Raw genomic sequence first — 17,950 nt, 5'->3', positions numbered from 1 at the left:
AGCACATGCCCTGGATTGACGCCTGCTCCACCTCGGACGTGGACGAAGAAGACCTGATCCGCTGGGATCACGCCGGCAAGACCTTCGCGATCTACCACTCGCCCGATGGTGAGTTCTTCGCCACCGCCGGCCTTTGCACCCACGAAAACGTCCACCTCTGCGACGGTCTCGTGATGGGCCACCTGATCGAATGCCCCAAGCACAACGGCCAGTTCGACTATCGCACGGGCGAGGCGATGCGCGCCCCGGTCTGCGTGAACCTGAAAACCTTCCCCGTGAAGGTCGAAGGCGACCGCGTTTACGTCGAGGTGGCGTGATGGCCCCGCCCACCGTCAAGGACCTGCTGGACCAGCGCGGCAAGCACCAGTTCGCCATGCTTCGCGTCGAGACGCTGGAGGAAGCCGAGGCCGCCGCGAAGGCGGGGGTCGAGCTTCTCTCCGTCCCCCCCGCGATGGTCTACGACCGCCGGTTCCGCGAGGTCGCGCCGGATGCCTTCATCTTCCCCGGCGAGAACTTCTACGAAATCGGCGCCACCGACGATTTCCTGCGCTGGGCCTTCCCGCTCTACAAGCACGGCGCCGACGCCTTCTACTGCTCGGGCTCGCTGGCGACCGTGAAGGCGATGGCCGACAACGGCCTCCCGGTCTGCGGCCATGTCGGCCTGATCCCCTCGAAACGCACCTGGACCGGCGGTTTCAAGGCCGTGGGCAAGACACTGGAAACCGCGCAGCTCGTCTGGAACCAATGCAAGGCGCTGGAGGAAGCCGGGGCCTTCGCCGTGGAAATCGAGGTCGTGCCTCATTCCATCACCCGCCTCATCGCCGAGAAGACCAACCTCTTCCTCATCTCGATGGGGGCGGGCGCCGGCGGGCATGCGCAGTACCTGTTCACTGACGACGTGCTCGGCCAGAACCGCGGCAAGATCCCGCGCCACGCCAAGGTCTACGCCGACTTCGCTGCCGAGTATGACCGGCTGCAGGCCTTGCGGATCGACGCCATGTCCCGCTTCGCCAAGGATGTGCACGAAGGCGACTACCCCGCCCCGCAGCACCTGGTGGATTGCGACCCGGACGTGGTGTCCCAGTTCGCCGACTGGCTGGACCGCAACGCCTAAGCCAGCATCGCGTCGATCAACCTCTGGGCCGAGGGCGTCATCTGCGCCCCGGCCCGCGTCACCAGGCTGAACGGCGCCACCTGCAGCCCCAGGTCGATCGGCAGCGACACGAATGGCACAGAAGGATTGCCCGCGAAACTGTCCACCACCGGCCGCGCCAGCGGCGCAATGGCGTCGGTCTGGTTCAAAAGGGCCAGCGTGAACAGGAAGGACGAGGTCGAGATCCGCCGCTTCGGCTGTGGCAACCCCAACTCGGTCAACCGCCCGACAACCGTCTGCGTCAGCAGCGTCCCGTCGTCCCCCATCACCCAGTCGTAAGCCAGAAGGTCATCGACCGACAGGATCGGCCGCACCAGCAGCGGATGCCCGCGGCGCACCACCAGCGACAGCGGCTCTCCCGCCATGACCCGGGCCGAAAGCTGTGTCTCCCCGGGGCTAAGCCGGGCCAGCGCAAAGTCCAACCGACCTTCGCGCAGAAGCTCGCAGAGGGTGACCGAGGTCGCCACCGTCACTTCGGAGCGGAACTCCGGCAACTCGCGTTGCAGGGCGATCAGCGTCGGCATCACCAGGCTCAGCGCCGGGCCGGTCACCGCGCCGACCCGCACGACCCCGGCCCGTCCCGTCGCCGCCTCGGCCAGTTCGCGCGCCGCATCCGCAAGCTCGATCTCGATCCGCGCCGCCCGCCGTGCCAAGGCCTGCCCGACCGGGGTCAGCTGCAAACCGCGCCCCTGCCGTTCATGCAGCGCGATCCCCAGCAAGGCCTCCATCTCGGCCAAAAGGCGCGAAGCCGCAGGCTGCGCAATCCCGATCCGCGCCGCCGCAAGCCCAAGGGCCCCCACCTGGTCCAGTTCGGCCAGCAGTCGCAGTTGCACGGGCTTCATCCGGCGCAACTGCGCCACAAGACCGGCTTCGGACAGATTCATGACGATACTGTTATGATTTCACGCACAAGCCCTATTTGACAGACATGTCTGCCCCGCGCAATCTGCGCCGCGTCCGTAAGCAGGGGCCGCAAATGCGCGCCCAAAGCGGATGCACAGTAAGAATCATCGGGAGGAAACAAGATGATCTTGACCCGCCGCGGCCTTATGGCCCTTGCCGGCACCACCGCCGCCCTGTCCGCGCTGCCTGCCTTCGCCCAGGACAAGGGCACCATCGGCATCGCGATGCCCACCAAATCCTCGTCGCGCTGGATCTCGGACGGCGAGTCGATGGTGAAGGCGTTCCAGGAGGCTGGCTATGCCACCGACCTGCAATATGCCGAAGACGATATTCCGACCCAGCTGAGCCAGATCGAGAACATGATCACCTCGGGCGTCAAGGCGCTGGTGATCGCGGCCATCGACGGCACCACGCTGTCGAACGCGCTGGACAACGCCGCCGCCCAGGGCATCAAGGTCATCGCCTATGACCGCCTGATCCGTGAATCCGGCTCGGTCGACTATTACGCCACCTTCGACAACTTCAAGGTCGGCGTGCAGCAGGCGGAATCGCTGGTTGCCGGTCTGAAAGAGCGCTTCGGCGACGTGAAGCCGTGGAACGTCGAACTGTTCGGCGGCTCGCCTGACGACAACAACGCCTTCTTCTTCTACGACGGCGCGATGTCGGTTCTGCAGCCGCTGATCGACGCAGGCGACATCGTCATCCCGTCGGGCCAGATGGGCATGGACGTGGTCGGCACGCTCCGTTGGGACGGCGCCGTGGCGCAGGCCCGGATGGACAACCTCCTGTCCTCGAACTACGGCGACAAGCAGCTGCACGGCGCGCTGTCCCCCTATGACGGGCTGTCCATCGGCATCCTGTCTTCGCTGAAGGGCGTGGGCTACGGCTCGGGCGACCTGAAGATGCCGATCGTCACCGGCCAGGACGCCGAGATCCCCTCGGTCAAGTCGATGATCGCGGGCGAGCAGTACTCGACCATCTTCAAGGACACCCGTGAGCTGGCCAAGGTCACCGTCAAGATGGTGGACGCGGTCCTTGCGGGCGGCGAGCCCGAGATCAACGACACCTCGACCTACGACAACGGCGTCAAGGTCGTGCCGTCCTACCTTCTGGAACCCGTGTCGGTGAACCTGTCGAACTACGAGGAAGTCCTCGTCGGTTCGGGCTACTACACCGCGGACCAGCTGCAGTAAGCTGATCCTGGGCCTGCCCGCGCCGCTCCCGCGCGGGCAGTTCCCTTTCGGGAGGGGACATGTCGACACTTCTGGAAATGCGCGGGATCACCAAGGTCTTCCCGGGCGTCAAGGCATTGGACCGGGTCAGCCTGACGGTCGAGGCCGGTGAAATTCACGCCATCTGCGGCGAAAACGGCGCGGGCAAATCCACGCTGATGAAGGTCCTGTCGGGCGTCTACCCGCACGGAAGCTACGACGGCGAGATCGTCTACGACGGCCAGCCCCTGCAGAACCGCTCGATCCGCGATTCCGAGGCGAAGGGCATCATCATCATCCACCAGGAACTTGCGCTGATCCCTCTGCTGTCGATCGCCGAGAACCTGTTCATGGGCAACGAGGTCGCGACCAACGGCGTCATCTCCTGGCCCCTTGCCATGCAGAAGACCGGCGAGCTTCTCCGCCAGGTCGGCCTCAACGAACCCCCCAGCGCCGTCGTCGGCAAGCTGGGCGTCGGCAAGCAACAGCTGATCGAGATCGCCAAGGCCCTGTCGAAAAACGTCCGCCTCCTGATCCTGGACGAGCCCACCGCAGCCCTGCAGGAAGCCGACGCCGACCGCCTGCTGGACCTGATGCTGGAACTCAAGGCCCAGGGCGTCACCCAGATCATCATCAGCCACAAGCTGAACGAAATCGGGCGCGTCGCCGACCGCATCACCGTGATCCGTGATGGCACGTCCGTCTCCACCCTGTCCAAGGAGGAGATCTCGGAAGACCGCATCATCCGCGACATGGTCGGCCGCGACATGGCCCACCGCTACCCCGAACGCACGCCGAACCCCGGCGAAATGCTGTTCGAGGTGGAAAACTGGTCCTGCATGCACCCAGAACAGGCTGGGCGGCAGATGATCAAGGGCGTCTCGCTCAACGTCCGCAAAGGCGAGATCGTCGGCATCGCCGGCCTGATGGGCACCGGCCGCACCGAGCTTGCCATGTCGCTCTTCGGTCGCAGCTACGGCAAAGGCCACCAGGGCACCGTGAAGATGCACGGAAAACCCGTCGACGTCTCCACCGTGACCAAGGCGATCGACGCAGGCATCTCCTACGTGACCGAGGACCGCAAGGCGCTGGGCCTGATCCTGGAAGAACCGATCCTGAAGAACATCTCCCTCGCCAACCTCTTCGGCATGGTCAAGAACTCCATCCTCGACAAACGACGCGAGGCGCAGGTGGCCGAGGGCTACCGCAAGCAGCTCGCCATCCGCACCCCCGGCGTGCAGCAGAAGGTGGTCAACCTCTCGGGCGGCAACCAGCAGAAGGTTGTCCTGTCCAAGTGGCTTTTCACTGATCCCGAACTCCTGATCCTCGACGAACCCACGCGCGGCATCGACGTGGGCGCGAAGTTCGAGATCTACACGATCATGAAGGACCTCGCCGAACAGGGCAGGGGCGTGCTGATGATCTCGTCGGAAATGCCGGAACTCCTCGGCATGTGCGACCGCATCTACGTGATGAACGAGGGCCGTATCGTGGGTGAGCTTTCGCGTGAGGAAGCAAGCCAGGAACGGATCATGGCGCTTATCGTGAAGGACAACAACAGAAACGGCGGCAAGACCACAGGGAAGGTGGCGTGAATGGCTGACAAGCAAAGTTCCTTGGGCGGGCACCTCCGCGAAAACGGCATGCTGCTGGCGCTGGTCGCCATCGTGGCGCTCTTTTCGGTGCTGGTGGCGATGCAGGGAAAACCGATGTTCCTGCAGGCCCCGAACATCACCAACATCTTCCTGCAGAACGGCCACGTCATCATCCTGGCGCTGGGGATGCTGCTCATCATCGTCGCCGGGCACATCGACCTTTCCGTTGGCTCCGTCGCCGCCTTCACCGGGGCCGTCGCCGCCTACCTGACCGTCGACCTAGACCTCCCCATCTATGCCGTCATCCCCCTGACGCTGATCGTCGGCGGCCTGATCGGAGCCGCCCAGGGCTACTGGGTCGCCTACTGGCGGATCCCGTCGTTCATCGTCACCCTCGCCGGGATGCTCGTCTTCCGCGGCGCGACCCTCTGGCTCCTCGGCGGCCAGAACATCGGCCCCTTCCCCAAGGCCTTCCAGGCCATGTCCTCGGGCTTCATCCCCGACCTCACGGGACTGGAGAAACCCCACGGCCTGACCCTGATCGTCACCACCATCGCGATCGCCGTCGTCATCTGGATCGGCCTCCGCGCCCGCTCCCGCGACGCGGAATTCGGCATCACCCCCGAACCCACCGGCCTTTTCTGGGGCCGCACCATCATCATCGCCGCCGCCATGGCCTTCGTGGGCTGGCAGCTCGCCAGCTTCCGGGGCCTGCCGAACGTGCTGGTGGTCCTCGCCATCCTGATCATCCTCTACGCCTTCTTCACCGAAAACACCGTCCAGGGCCGCCGCATCTATGCCGTCGGGGGGAACTACAAGGCCGCCATGCTGTCCGGTATCCGGGCCGAGCGGCTGGTCTTCTTCTGCTTCGTGAACATGGGCGTCCTCGCCGCGCTGGCGGGCATGATGGTCACCGCCCGCCTGAACTCCGCCACCCCCAAGGCTGGCACCGGGTTCGAGCTTGACGCCATCGCCGCTGTCTTCATCGGCGGGGCCGCGATGGCCGGAGGGTCCGGCACCATCGTCGGCGTCGTCATCGGCGCGCTGATCATGGGCGTGATGAACATGGGCATGTCCATCCTTGGGATCGGCATCGACTACCAGCAGATGATCAAAGGCCTCGTGCTCCTCGCCGCCGTCATCTTCGACGTCTACAACAAGAACAAGTGAGACCCGCCATGCACCTTTCCACCGTCAAGGGCATCGGCCCCGTCGTCCGCCAGGGCACCGAGGCCCGCGCGATCCGCAACACGCCCTCGGTCTACGAACTTGCCGCCGCCGCGATCAACGCCAGCCACGGCATCGCGGCCGAGATCGAACGCCGCGGCCTTGGTGAGACGGTGGACCTGACCCGCGCCACCTTCGACCTGCCGGTCAGCCACCCCGACCCGGCGCACCTGCACCTGACGGGAACCGGCCTCACCCACCTCGGCTCGGCCTCGGCCCGCGACGCGATGCACGCCAAGCTCTCGGGCGCGGAAACCCTGACCGACAGCATGAAGATGTTCCGCATGGGCCTCGAAGGCGGCCGCCCCGCTGCGGGAGAGGTCGGCGCCCAGCCCGAATGGTTCTACAAGGGCAACGGCTACGCCGCTGTCGCCCCGGGTGCCGCCCTGGAAGCCCCCGGCTTTGCCGAGGATGGCGGCGAGGAACCGGAAATCGTCGGCATCTACCTCAACTGCCCCACCGGCACGCCGCACCGGATCGGCTGGGCGCTGGGCAACGAATTCTCCGACCATGTGACGGAACGGGTGAACTACCTCTGGCTCGCCCATTCCAAACTCCGCGTCGCCTCCTTCGGCCCGGAAATCCTTGTCGGAGACCTTCCGTCCGACGTGCGCGGAACCAGCCGCATCCTCCGCGACGGCAAGACCCTTTGGGAGAAACCGTTCCTGAGTGGCGAGGCCAACATGTCCCACACGCTGGCGAACCTGGAACACCACCACTTCAAGTATTCCATCTTCCGCCAGCCCGGCGACCTGCACGTCCACTACTTCGGCACCGCGACGCTCTCCTTCGCCGACGGCATCAAGACGCAACCCGGCGACACGTTCGAGATCGAGGTCCCCGACTTCGGCCAACCCCTCCGCAACACCCTGACCTTCGCCCCGAAGGAAAAGGGCGCAACCCGCGTTCACCAGCTGTAAGAGGCCAGCCATGACCAAGTTCAAACCCGCCCCCTGGCCCCGCAAGCTTCGCAGCCAGGAATGGTTCGCCGGAACCTCGAAGGACGCGATCTACCACCGCTCTTGGATGAAGAACCAGGGCCTGCCGGCCGACCTCTTCGACGGCCGCCCGGTGATCGGGATCCTCGACACCTTCTCGGAGCTCAACCCCTGCAACGCCCACTCCCGCGACCTGGCCGAACGGGTCAAGCACGGCGTGTATGAGGCGGGCGGCTTCCCCGTCATCGTCCCCGTCTTCTCCGTCTCCGAATCCGGCTTTCGCCCCACCGCGATGATGTTCCGCAACCTCGCCGCGATGGCCGTGGAAGAAACCATCCGCGGCCAGCAGATGGACGGCGTCGTCTGCATCGTCGGCTGCGACAAGACCACCCCCTCGCTCCTGATGGGCGCGGCGTCGGTCGACCTGCCCACGATCATGGTCTCGGGCGGCCCGATGCTGAACGGCTACTACAAGGGCGAACGCGTCGGCTCGGGCACCCACCTCTGGAAGTTCTCCGAGGCCGTCAAAGCCGGTGAAATGACCGCCGAGGAATTCGTCGAGGCCGAGGCGTCGATGTCCCGCTCCCCCGGTTCCTGCAACACGATGGGCACCGCCTCGACGATGGCCAGCATGGCCGAGGCGCTGGGCATGACCCTCTCCGGCAACGCCGCGATCCCTGCCGTGGACTCGCGCCGCCGCGTCATGGCCCACCTCACGGGTCGCCGCATCGTCCAGATGGTGAAGGACGACCTGAAACCCTCCGACATCCTTACCCGCGAGGCTTTCCAGAACGCGATCCGCACCAATGCGGCCATCGGCGGGTCTACCAACGCGGTGATCCACCTCCTCGCCATCGCGGGCCGTTGCGGCATCGACCTGACGCTGAACGACTGGGACGCCTGGGGCAAGGACGTGCCCACGATCGTCAACCTGATGCCATCGGGCAAATACCTGATGGAGGAATTCTTCTACGCCGGCGGCATCCCTGCCGTGATCAAGCGCCTGGGCGAGGCGGGGCTTCTGAACAAGGACGCGCTCACCGTCTCGGGCGGCGCGATCTGGGATGAGGTCAAGGACGTGAAGTCGCACAACGACGACGTGATCCTGCCGACCGAAAAGGCGCTGACCCAATCCGGCGGCATCGTCGTCGTGAAGGGTAACCTCGCCCCCGACGGCGCGGTCCTGAAACCTTCCGCCGCAAGCCCGCACCTGATGCAGCACCGTGGCCGCGCCGTCGTGTTCGAGGACATCGACGACTACAAGGCCCGGATCGAGGATGAGGCGCTGGATATCGACGAAACCTGCGTCATGGTCCTGAAGAACTGCGGCCCGCGCGGATACCCGGGGATGGCCGAGGTCGGCAATATGGGCCTCCCGCCCAAGGTCCTGCGCAAGGGGATCACCGACATGGTCCGCATCTCGGACGCCCGCATGTCCGGCACCGCCTACGGCACCGTGGTCCTCCACACCAGCCCCGAAGCCGCTCGCGGTGGCCCCTTGGCCGTAGTCCGCTCCGGTGACTTCATCGAGCTGGACGTGGCCAACCGCCGCTTGCACCTCGACATCTCGGACGAAGAGCTGAAAGCCCGCCTCGCCGCGTGGAAACCCGCCGTCGAACCGCCGGGCTCCGGCTACGCCAAGCTCTACCACGACCACGTCCAGGGCGCCGACAAGGGCGCGGACATGGACTTCCTCGTCGGCTGCCGCGGCAACGCGGTTGCCCGCGAAAGCCACTGACGACACGCGCAGCGCCCCCGGACCGGGACCGACGCTGCGCCCAGGAACCTCCCTCCCCCCGCCGTGGGGGAGGGATGGGGAGGGGGGCACCCCGGCATCCCCGAACGCGACGCCTGACAGAAAGGCCACCCCATGACCCGCACCAAAGTCGCCCTCGTTGGCATCGGCAAGATCGCCCTGGACCAGCACGTCCCCGCGCTGAGCGCCTCCCCGGACTTCGAACTCGCCGCCACCATCTCCCGCAGCGGCAAGGTCGACGGCGTTCCCGCCTGGACCGACTTCGCCACCTTCCTCGCCGAGCGTCCCGACGTCCCCGTCGTCTCGCTCTGCATGCCCCCCGTCCCCCGCTATGCCTATGCCTATGCCGCGCTCCAGGCAGGCCGCCACGTCATGCTGGAGAAACCCCCGGGCGCGACCCTCGCCGAAGTCCACGCGCTGGAGGCGATGGCGAAAGCCAAAGGCCTCACCCTCTTCGCCACCTGGCACAGCCGCATGGCCCACGCCGTCGCCCCCGCCAAGGCCTGGCTCGCCGACAAAACCATCCAAAAAGCCCACATCACCTGGCGCGAGGACGTCCGAAAATGGCACCCCGGCCAGGATTGGGTCTTCCAGCCCGGCGGCATGGGCGTCTTCGACCCCGGCATCAACGCGCTCTCCATCCTCACCGAAATTCTGCCGAGGCCCGTCCACCTGACCAAAGCCACGCTGGAATTCCCCGCCAACCGCCAGACCCCCATCGCCGCGCAGCTGACCTTCTCGGGCAACGTCACCGCCGATTTCGACTGGCGGCAGGAAGGCCCCCAGACCTGGGACATCGACATCCAGACCGACAAGGGCCAACTCGCCCTCCGCATGGGCGGCAACGTGCTGGAGATCGACGGCAAACCCTCCGCTGGCGAGAACACCATCATGGGCGAATACCCCGCCCTCTATGCCCGCATGGCCGACCTTGTCCGCCGGGGCCTATCCGACGTCGACCTCGCCCCGATGGTCCACGTCGCCGACGCCCTCACCCTGGGCGAGCGGCTTGTCACCGACGCTTTCGACTTCTGAAGGAGACACCAGATGCTGACCGGAAAACACCTGATCGCGGGCGACTGGATCGGGAACGACCAGACTTTCGCCTCCTCCCCCGCCCACGGCCCCTCGCACCAGTTCTCCGTCGGCACCCCCACCCATGTCGCCAAAGCCTGTGACGCCTCCGAAGCCGCCTTCCCCGCCTACGCCGCCAAGACCCGCGTCGAACGCGCCGCCTTCCTGAACCGCATCGCCGACGAGATCGAGGCGCGCGGACCCGAGATCACCGAGATTGGCACCCAGGAAACCGGCCTCCCCGCCGCGCGGCTGGAGGGCGAACGCGGCCGCACCACCATGCAGCTCCGCCTCTTCGCCACCCACATCCTCAAGGACGACTGGCTCGACCGCCGCCACGACGCCGCCCTGCCCGACCGCCAGCCCGCCCCGCGCCCGGACCTCAAGCTCATCCAGCGCCCCATCGGCCCCGTCGCCGTCTTCGGCGCCTCGAACTTCCCCCTCGCCTTCTCCACCGCCGGGGGCGACACCGCTTCCGCCCTCGCTGCCGGTTGCCCGGTCGTCGTCAAGGGCCACTCCGCCCACCCCGGCACCGCCGAAATCGTCGCCCAGGCCATCGACGCCGCCATCAAGGCCACCGGCATGCCCGCAGGCACCTTCTCCCTGATCCAGGGCGGCAAGCGCGACGTGGGCGAGGCGCTCGTCCAGCACCCCCACATCAAGGCCGTCGGCTTCACCGGCTCCCTCGCCGGGGGCCGCGCGCTCTTCAACCTCTGCGCCGCCCGCCCCGAGCCCATCCCCTTCTTCGGCGAACTCGGCTCCGTGAACCCGATGTTCCTCCTCCCCGCGGCCCTCGCCGCCCGCGGTGAGGCGATCGCCAAGGGCTGGGCCGGGTCCCTCACCCTCGGCGCGGGCCAGTTCTGCACCAACCCCGGCATCGCAGTGGTCATCGACGGCCCCGAAGCCGACCGCTTCGTCGAAACTGCCAAGACCGCCGTCGCCGCCGTCGGCCCGCAGACCATGCTCACCGACGGCATCGCCGAGGCCTACCGCCAGGGCCGCGACCGCGTGGCCCAAGGCGCCGGGGTCCGCTCCGTCCTCACCACCACCTGCGACCTGCGCAACGCCACTCCCTACCTCTTCGAGGTTTCCGGCCACGACTGGCTGTCCAACCACGCCCTGGCCGAGGAAGTGTTCGGCCCCCTCGGCCTCGTCGTCCGCGTCCGCCACGCGGCGGAAATGCAGGACATCGCCCGCAGCCTGCAAGGCCAGCTCACCTGCACCCTCCACCTCGACGACGCCGACCTGGACCTCGCGAAAGCCCTGATGCCCGTCCTGGAACGGAAAGCCGGTCGCGTCCTCGCCAACGGCTTCCCCACCGGAGTCGAAGTCGTCGACGCCCAGGTCCACGGCGGCCCCTATCCGGCCTCCACCAACTTCGGCGCGACCTCCGTGGGCACCATGTCCATCCGCCGCTGGCTCCGCCCCGTCGCCTACCAGAACATGCCCGACGCGCTTCTCCCTCAGGACTGGGCCAACTGAGATGTCCACCCCAACCCCCATCGGCCACACCGGTGGCCACGAAGTTCAGGCCATCACCCTGGAAGGCGAAGGCCTCCGCCTGAAACTCCTCACCTGGGGCGCGCGCCTGGCCGAGCTTTGGGTCCCCGACCGTTGGGGGTCCCTGGCGGACATCGTGCTGGGCCACGACAGCCTGGACGATTGGCAGACCCACGGCACCTATGTCGGTGCGACGTGCGGCCGCTATGGCAACCGCATCGCCGGGGGACGCTTCACCCTGGACGGACGCGTCGTGCAACTGGACCAGAACGAGGCCGCCCAGCACCTGCACGGCGGCGGGCACGGCTTTGACCTCAAGATCTGGGAGATCGAAAGCCACTCCAGCACCCACGTCACCTTCACCACCACTTCCCCGGACGGAGAGATGGGCTACCCCGGCACCCTGTCCGCCCGCACGACCTATCGGATCGACGACGGCCTGGTGATCGAGATGGAGGCGACCACCGACGCGCCCACCGTCGTGAACCTGGTGAACCACGCCTACTTCAACCTGGCCGGCCAGGGGGCGGGCGACATCCTCGGCCAAAAGCTGCAGGTCGAAGCCGGGTTCTACGTCCCGGTGGACGACCGGCTGATCCCGACGGGCGAGGTCCTGTCCGTCACCGGCACGCCCTTCGATTTTCGCGCACTACGGACCATCGGGCAGGACATGCCGGGCGAAGGAGGCTTTGACCACAACCTTTGCCTCTTCGGTCCGGTCGGCCAGAACGGCCTGCGCCGCTGCCTTCAGGCGGTCGATCCGGCCTCGGGCCGGCGGATGCGGCTTTCCACCACCGAACCCGGCGTCCAGCTCTATACCGGCGCGCACTTCGACCGGACACCAGGAAAGGGCGGCGCGCACTATCCCCGCTTCGCCGGTTTCGCGGCGGAAACCCAGCGCTTCCCTGATTCGCCAAACCGTCCGCAGTTCCCGTCTGCCCGCCTCGATCCCGGTCAGACCTACCGCCACGTGATGCGCTTCGACTTTACCCCGGACTGAGAGCGCCCGTTCTTGCCGCGCTGCAGCGTCAATCCTCTGCCACGAACCCGCTGAAAGGACAGCTCTTCCGCCACCCGCCCACGCAGCCGCAGCATCCCGCACACGGCCCCGTGAACAGAGTTCTTGCATATAGTATTACTTTTGCTACCGTCATCCCAGCCACCCGAGGAGAGTGGCCAAAGTTTCCACTGGGAGGGAAATCATGAGTGTTATCAAGACTCTCGCGCTTGGCGCGGGACTGGCTGGCTTGTTGCTTTCGACCGCCTACGCCGAAGGCCTGCAGGGCAAGGTCATCGGCTTCTCGCAGATCGGCTCCGAATCTGGCTGGCGTGCCGCCGAGACCAGCGTGACCAAGGCCGAGGCCGAGGCCCGTGGCATCGACCTCAAGTTCGCGGATGCACAGCAGAAGCAGGAAAACCAGATCAAGGCGATCCGCGGCTTCATCGCGCAAGGGGTCGATGCGATCCTCGTGGCCCCCGTCGTCGCCACCGGCTGGGAAGAGGTTCTGACCGAAGCCAAGGAAGCGAACATTCCCGTCGTGCTCCTTGACCGTGGCATCGAAGGCCCGGAAGACCTCTACCTGACTTCCGTCGCCTCCGACCAGGTGAAGGAAGGCCGCGTCGCCGGGGAATGGCTCGTCGGCACCGTGGGCGACAAGCAGTGCAACATCGTCGAGCTGCAGGGCACCGTCGGCTCCTCGCCCGCGATCAACCGCAAGCAGGGCTTCGAGGAAGCCATCGCCGGCAAGGCCAACCTGACCATCACCCGCAGCCAGACCGGCGACTTCACCCGGTCCAAGGGCAAGGAAGTGATGGAAGGTTTCATCAAGGCCGAAGACGGCGGCAAGAACATCTGCGCGGTCTACGCCCACAACGACGACATGGCCGTCGGCGCCATCCAGGCGATCAAGGACGCGGGCCTGAAGCCGGGCTCCGACATCCTCGTCGTGTCGATCGACGCCGTGCCGGACATCTTCGCCGCGATGGTCGCCGGTGAAGCCAACGCCACGGTGGAGCTGACCCCCAACATGGCCGGCCCGGCCTTCGACGCGCTCCAGGCCTACTGGGATGCGGGCACCGAGCCGCCGAAGTTCATCATCACCGAGTCGAAACTGTACACGCCGGCGGATGACCCGCAGGGCGAATACGACCGCCGCAAAGGCCTTGGCTACTAGGTTTCCTCGCCAAGGCGCCGCCGGGCGAAGTCTGAGGGGCTTCGCCCGGCGGAATTGCTTTATCCGCCCGTTCGGCGGACAGTTTGCGGGGGAGGGACGATGATGACAGACCCAAAACCAGTCCTCGAGGCGCGGGGGATCGTCAAGATCTTCGGCCAGCACCGGGCGCTTGATACCGTCGACTTCACCGCCAACGCCGGCGAGGTCCACGCCCTTCTCGGCGAAAACGGCGCGGGGAAATCGACGCTGATCAAGATCCTGACCGGCGCCTACCAGCCCGACGGCGGCGAGCTTCTCCTCGACGGCCAGCCCATCACGCTCCGCGACCCCCTGCACGGCCAGACCTACGGCATCGGTACCGTCTACCAGGAGGTCAACCTCCTCCCCAACCGCTCGGTCGCCGAGAACCTCTTCCTCGGCCGCCAGCCCACCCGCTGGGGCATGGTCGACCGCAAGCGCATCGACGCCGCCGCGAAGGACCTCCTCTCCCGCTACGGCCTCGACATCGACGTCCGCGCCGAGCTCTCCGAATACTCCGTCGCCGTCCAGCAGATTGTCGCCATCGCCCGAGCCGTCGAGCTCTCTGGCAAGGTGCTCGTCCTGGACGAACCCACCGCCAGCCTCGACCGCAACGAGGTGCAGCGCCTGTTCGACGTGGTCCGCACCCTCAAGGCCAAGGGCCTTGCGATCATCTTCATCACCCACTTCCTCGACCAGGTCTTCGACCTTGCCGACCGCGTGACGATCCTGCGCAACGGCAAGAAGGTCGCCAGCCAGCCGCTGAACACCCTCAACACCACCGACGTCGTCCGCATGATGCTGGGCAAGGACGTGGCCTTCGACCACCACCCCACTGCCCTCGCCGGAAGCTCGAAAGGCGCCGTCCGCGTCCAGTTCCAGGGCATCGGCCGCAAGGGCATGGCCCCCTTCGACCTCTCCGTCCACGAAGGCGAGGTCGTCGGCGTCGCGGGCCTCCTCGGCTCGGGCCGCACCGAGGTCGCCCGCCTGATGTTCGGCGTCGACGGCTCGGAAACCGGCCAGATCACCGTCGACGGCACCCCCATCACCATCCGCAACCCCGCCCAGGCCGTCGCCGCCGGTTTCGGCTTCTGCCCCGAGGATCGCAAGCTCGACGGCATCTTCGGCGACCTCTCCGTCCGCGAAAACATCATCATCGCCCTGCAAGCCAAGCTTGGCTGGTTCAAGGCCCTGAACCGCGAGGACCAGGTGGAACTGGCGGGCCGCTACGCCGAGGCGCTCGACATCCGCGCCGCCGACCATGACATGCCGGTCAAGCTCCTCTCCGGCGGCAACCAGCAGAAGGTCATCCTCGCCCGCTGGCTCGCCATCGATCCGACCTTCCTCATCCTCGACGAACCCACCCGCGGCATCGACGTCGGCGCCCACGCCGAAATCGTCCGCACCATCAACCGCCTGCGCGAGGAAGGCCTCGCCCTCTTCGTCATCTCCTCCGAGCTGGACGAGGTCGTCGCCTATTCCAACCGCATCGTCGTCATGCGCGACCGCGAGATGGTGGCCGAGCTTGACGGAGACTCCATCGCCCCCGACGCCATCGTCCAGGCCATCGCCGGAACACCGCAAGAGGCCCGCCCGTGACCCGCCCCACCGTCGACCTGCGCCCCACGACCCAGCCGCCCCTGCCGAGGGCGCGCCCGATCACCAGCTTCCTGACCAAACCCCAGGTCATCGCGCTTGCCGCCGTGCTTCTGGTCAACTGGATCCTCTTCCCCGGCTTCTTCACCATCACCTGGCAGGACGGTCGCTTCTTCGGCAGCCTGATCGACGTGCTGAACCGCGGCGCCCCCGTCGCCATCCTGGCCATCGGCATGACGATGGTCATCGCGACCAAGGGCGTGGACCTCTCCGTCGGCGCCGTGATGGCGATCGCGGGCGCCACCGCCGCCACCCTCGTCACCTCCGGCACCCCTGCCCCTACCGCCGTCCTGGCGGCCCTCGGCGTGGGTCTCCTCTGTGGCCTCTGGAACGGCATCCTCGTCACCGTGCTGGAAATCCAGCCGATCATCGCCACCCTGGTCCTGATGGTCGCGGGCCGGGGCCTCGCCCAGCTGATAACCGAAGGGACCATCGTCACCTTCTCCGACCCGCTTCTGATCTTCATCGGCACCGGCAGCTTCCTCGGCCTCCCGATGCCCGTGGTCATCGCCCTGGTCCTAATGATCCTCGCCACCCTGATTGTCCGCCGCACCGCCCTCGGCCTTCTGATCGAGGCGGTGGGCGTCAACCGCTCCGCCGCCCGTTTCGCGGGCCTCAAGGCCGGAACGCTCCTCCTGATCGTCTACACCTTCGCTGGCTTCTGCGCCGCCGTCTCCGGCCTGATCGTCGCGGGCGACATTCGCGGCGCAGACGCCAACAACGCCGGTCTCTGGCTGGAGCTCGACGCCATCCTCGCTGTCGTCATCGGCGGCACCTCCCTCATGGGCGGGCGCTTCTCGATCCCGATGGCGGTCCTTGGCGCGATGATCATCCAGGCGATGAACACCGGCATCCTGATCTCGGGCTTCTCGCCGGAATTCAACCTCGTGGTCAAATCGGCGGTGATCATCGTGATCCTCGTCCTGCAATCGCCCCTCTCGGCCCGCCTGGTCCGACGCCTGCCCGGAGCCCCGAAATGACCCGCAGCCTGCGCCCGCTTCTGGCGACGACCCTGATCTTTCTCTTCGCCTACGCACTGGCCGTGTCGCAGCAACCGGCGATGCTCTCCACCCGAGTCCTCGGCAACTTCCTGACCGACAACGCCTTCCTCGGCATCGCCGCCGTGGGCATGACCTTCGTGATCCTCTCGGGTGGCATCGACCTCAGCGTCGGTGCGGTGATCGGCTTCACCACCGTCCTCGTCGCCGTCCTGATCATGTGGCTGAACCTCCACCCGCTGATCGCCTTCGCCATCGCGCTAACTGTCGCCACCGCCTTCGGCGCGATCATGGGGGCCGCGATCCATTACCTGAAAGTCCCCAGCTTCATCGTCACTCTTGCAGGGATGTTCCTTGCAAGGGGGGGTGCTTCGGTCCTCTCCCCCGATAGCATCGGGATCGAGCACCCCTTCTTCACCGCCGTCCAGAAAAGCTACATCCTCCTGCCGGGCGGCGGCCGCCTGACCGTCGTGGGCATCATCATGTTGGTCGTCTTCGCCTGCGCGATCCTCCTCGCCCACCGCACCCGCTTCGGCTCCAACGTCTACGCCCTCGGCGGGTCCGAGACCTCCGCCGCCCTCATGGGCGTCCCCGTGGCCCGCACCACCATCTCAATCTACGCGCTCTCGGGCTTCCTCGCCGGTCTCGCCGGGGTGGTCTTCTCGCTCTACACCTCCGCCGGCTACTCCCTGAATGCTCTCGGCGTCGAACTAGACGCCATCGCCGCCGTCGTCATCGGTGGGACGCTCCTCACCGGCGGCTATGGCTTCGTCGCGGGGACCTTCATCGGCGTCATGCTGCAGGGATTGGTGCAAACCTACATCGTCTTCGACGGAACCCTTTCCAGCTGGTGGACCAAGATTGTCGTCGGCGTGCTTTTGTTTATGTTCATCCTGCTGCAACGGCTGGTCTTCCGGGCCGGGCCGCGCCGAACCTAAGGGCCGTGGAGTGACATGAGCGAACCCGGGAGCCTGATCCGAACGCTCTCCGGGCGGCCAGCGGCGCGGAACTACCATTCCTACGTGATCAACGAGGTCGGCCGGGCCATCGTCTCCGGCGACATGCCCGTCGGCTCAAGCCTGCCCGGCGACGCCGAGATGATGGACCGCTTCGGTGTGTCGAGAACCGTCCTGCGCGAGGCGCTGAAGACGCTGGAAGCCAAGGGCCTCGTCGAAGCCCGCGCCAAGGTCGGCACCCGAGTCCTGCCGCAGTCGCGCTGGAACCTCTTCGACCGCCAGATTTTGGCGTGGAAGCTGGAAAGCGGCCCGTCCCCTGCTTTCCTCGCCTCCTTCCAGACCATCCGCGAAAGCCTCGAGGTGCAGGCGGCGCGGCTCGCCGCCCAGCACCGCGAGGCCGAGCACGTCCGCCTCCTCAACTACTGGCTCAACCAGCGCGCGGTGATGTCCCACCAGCCCGAGCCCTTCGCGATGGCCGAGTTCGAGATCCACCGCGTCGTGGCCGAGGCTTCCGGCAACCCCTTCCTCCGCGCCGCCTCTGCCGTCATGGAATTCGGCGTGGCCGTCTCTGTCCGCGCCCGCCTGAACGACGATCTCACCGCCCCGCCCGAGGGCCTCGCGGACCCCCAGGCCCCCGCCTACGAAGCCCTGATCCGCGCCATCGAACGCGGCGACGCCGACGCGGCAGCGGCCCAGATGACCGCCCTTACCCGCTGATCGGCAAACCTTTCGGAATCCTTAACGGAAATGAGGATGTCGATGATTCCAAAGGGAAAATACCGGTCTGTCCA

The 17,950-nt window shown here is 66.7% G+C and carries 16 protein-coding genes; 15 read left to right on the top strand and 1 reads right to left on the bottom strand.

Annotation, left to right across the window (positions count from 1 at the left end; genetic code table 11):
- Window positions 1-5 precede the first annotated feature (5 nt).
- Both ACE3Q6_RS05490 and ACE3Q6_RS05485 read left to right on the top strand, forming a co-directional pair.
- Complete coding sequence (locus ACE3Q6_RS05490; RefSeq protein WP_374429486.1) at window positions 6-317, top strand: MocE family 2Fe-2S type ferredoxin; 312 nt, start codon at window positions 6-8, stop codon at window positions 315-317.
- Complete coding sequence (locus ACE3Q6_RS05485) at window positions 317-1,114, top strand: 3-methyl-2-oxobutanoate hydroxymethyltransferase (RefSeq protein ID WP_374429484.1); 798 nt, start codon at window positions 317-319, stop codon at window positions 1,112-1,114. Before ACE3Q6_RS05490 ends, ACE3Q6_RS05485 begins: the two co-directional genes overlap by 1 nt.
- Here ACE3Q6_RS05485 and ACE3Q6_RS05480 read toward each other — a convergent pair.
- Window positions 1,111-2,037 carry a LysR family transcriptional regulator gene (locus ACE3Q6_RS05480; RefSeq protein ID WP_374429481.1) on the bottom strand — a complete coding sequence of 309 codons (927 nt, stop codon included), beginning with the start codon at window positions 2,035-2,037 and terminating at the stop codon, window positions 1,111-1,113. The genes ACE3Q6_RS05485 and ACE3Q6_RS05480 overlap by 4 nt on opposite strands.
- A gap of 165 nt (window positions 2,038-2,202) precedes the next feature.
- Here ACE3Q6_RS05480 and chvE point away from each other — a divergent pair, with 165 nt between their 5' ends.
- From chvE to ACE3Q6_RS05415, 13 genes are all read left to right on the top strand, one after another.
- On the top strand, window positions 2,203-3,249 hold the full coding sequence (chvE, locus tag ACE3Q6_RS05475; RefSeq protein ID WP_374429683.1) for a multiple monosaccharide ABC transporter substrate-binding protein: 1,047 nt from the start codon (window positions 2,203-2,205) through the stop codon (window positions 3,247-3,249).
- A 59-nt stretch (window positions 3,250-3,308) separates the two neighbouring features.
- Window positions 3,309-4,862 (top strand): multiple monosaccharide ABC transporter ATP-binding protein, encoded by a 1,554-nt coding sequence (mmsA, locus tag ACE3Q6_RS05470; RefSeq protein WP_374429479.1) that lies wholly within the window; start codon window positions 3,309-3,311, stop codon window positions 4,860-4,862.
- The gene (mmsB, locus tag ACE3Q6_RS05465; RefSeq protein ID WP_374429477.1) at window positions 4,863-6,032 is read left to right on the top strand and encodes a multiple monosaccharide ABC transporter permease; all 1,170 of its coding nucleotides are present in this window, start codon (window positions 4,863-4,865) and stop codon (window positions 6,030-6,032) included.
- Between the two features lie 8 nt (window positions 6,033-6,040).
- Entirely contained in the window at window positions 6,041-7,009 is a 969-nt protein-coding gene (gene araD1 / locus ACE3Q6_RS05460; RefSeq protein WP_374429475.1) for an AraD1 family protein, read from the top strand.
- A gap of 10 nt (window positions 7,010-7,019) precedes the next feature.
- Window positions 7,020-8,765: an L-arabinonate dehydratase gene (gene araD / locus ACE3Q6_RS05455; protein WP_374429473.1), complete on the top strand. Its 1,746-nt coding sequence runs from the start codon at window positions 7,020-7,022 to the stop codon at window positions 8,763-8,765.
- Window positions 8,766-8,897: 132 nt separating this feature from the next.
- Entirely contained in the window at window positions 8,898-9,818 is a 921-nt protein-coding gene (locus ACE3Q6_RS05450) for a Gfo/Idh/MocA family protein (RefSeq protein WP_374429471.1), read from the top strand.
- 12 nt (window positions 9,819-9,830) lie between these two features.
- Complete coding sequence (locus tag ACE3Q6_RS05445; RefSeq protein ID WP_374429469.1) at window positions 9,831-11,339, top strand: aldehyde dehydrogenase (NADP(+)); 1,509 nt, start codon at window positions 9,831-9,833, stop codon at window positions 11,337-11,339.
- Window position 11,340: 1 nt separating this feature from the next.
- The gene (locus ACE3Q6_RS05440) at window positions 11,341-12,357 is read left to right on the top strand and encodes an aldose epimerase family protein (RefSeq protein WP_374429467.1); all 1,017 of its coding nucleotides are present in this window, start codon (window positions 11,341-11,343) and stop codon (window positions 12,355-12,357) included.
- A gap of 202 nt (window positions 12,358-12,559) precedes the next feature.
- Entirely contained in the window at window positions 12,560-13,531 is a 972-nt protein-coding gene (gene ytfQ, locus ACE3Q6_RS05435; RefSeq protein ID WP_374429463.1) for a galactofuranose ABC transporter, galactofuranose-binding protein YtfQ, read from the top strand.
- A 102-nt stretch (window positions 13,532-13,633) separates the two neighbouring features.
- A complete protein-coding gene (locus ACE3Q6_RS05430) occupies window positions 13,634-15,148 on the top strand; it encodes a sugar ABC transporter ATP-binding protein (protein WP_374429461.1) in 1,515 nt (504 codons plus the stop codon).
- Window positions 15,145-16,185 carry an ABC transporter permease gene (locus ACE3Q6_RS05425; protein ID WP_374429459.1) on the top strand — a complete coding sequence of 347 codons (1,041 nt, stop codon included), beginning with the start codon at window positions 15,145-15,147 and terminating at the stop codon, window positions 16,183-16,185. The genes ACE3Q6_RS05430 and ACE3Q6_RS05425 overlap by 4 nt, the downstream gene beginning before the upstream one ends.
- Window positions 16,182-17,141: a galactofuranose ABC transporter, permease protein YjfF gene (yjfF, locus tag ACE3Q6_RS05420; RefSeq protein WP_374429457.1), complete on the top strand. Its 960-nt coding sequence runs from the start codon at window positions 16,182-16,184 to the stop codon at window positions 17,139-17,141. Before ACE3Q6_RS05425 ends, yjfF begins: the two co-directional genes overlap by 4 nt.
- Window positions 17,142-17,156: 15 nt before the next feature.
- Entirely contained in the window at window positions 17,157-17,876 is a 720-nt protein-coding gene (locus ACE3Q6_RS05415) for a FadR/GntR family transcriptional regulator (protein ID WP_374429455.1), read from the top strand.
- Window positions 17,877-17,950 lie beyond the last annotated feature (74 nt).

It is taken from the genome of Tabrizicola sp. (genome assembly GCF_041913445.1).
In the GTDB taxonomy this organism is placed as follows: Bacteria; Pseudomonadota; Alphaproteobacteria; order Rhodobacterales; family Rhodobacteraceae; genus Tabrizicola.
Note: the sequence above shows the minus strand (reverse complement) of the source record. Positions and strands in the feature narration are given on the sequence as shown.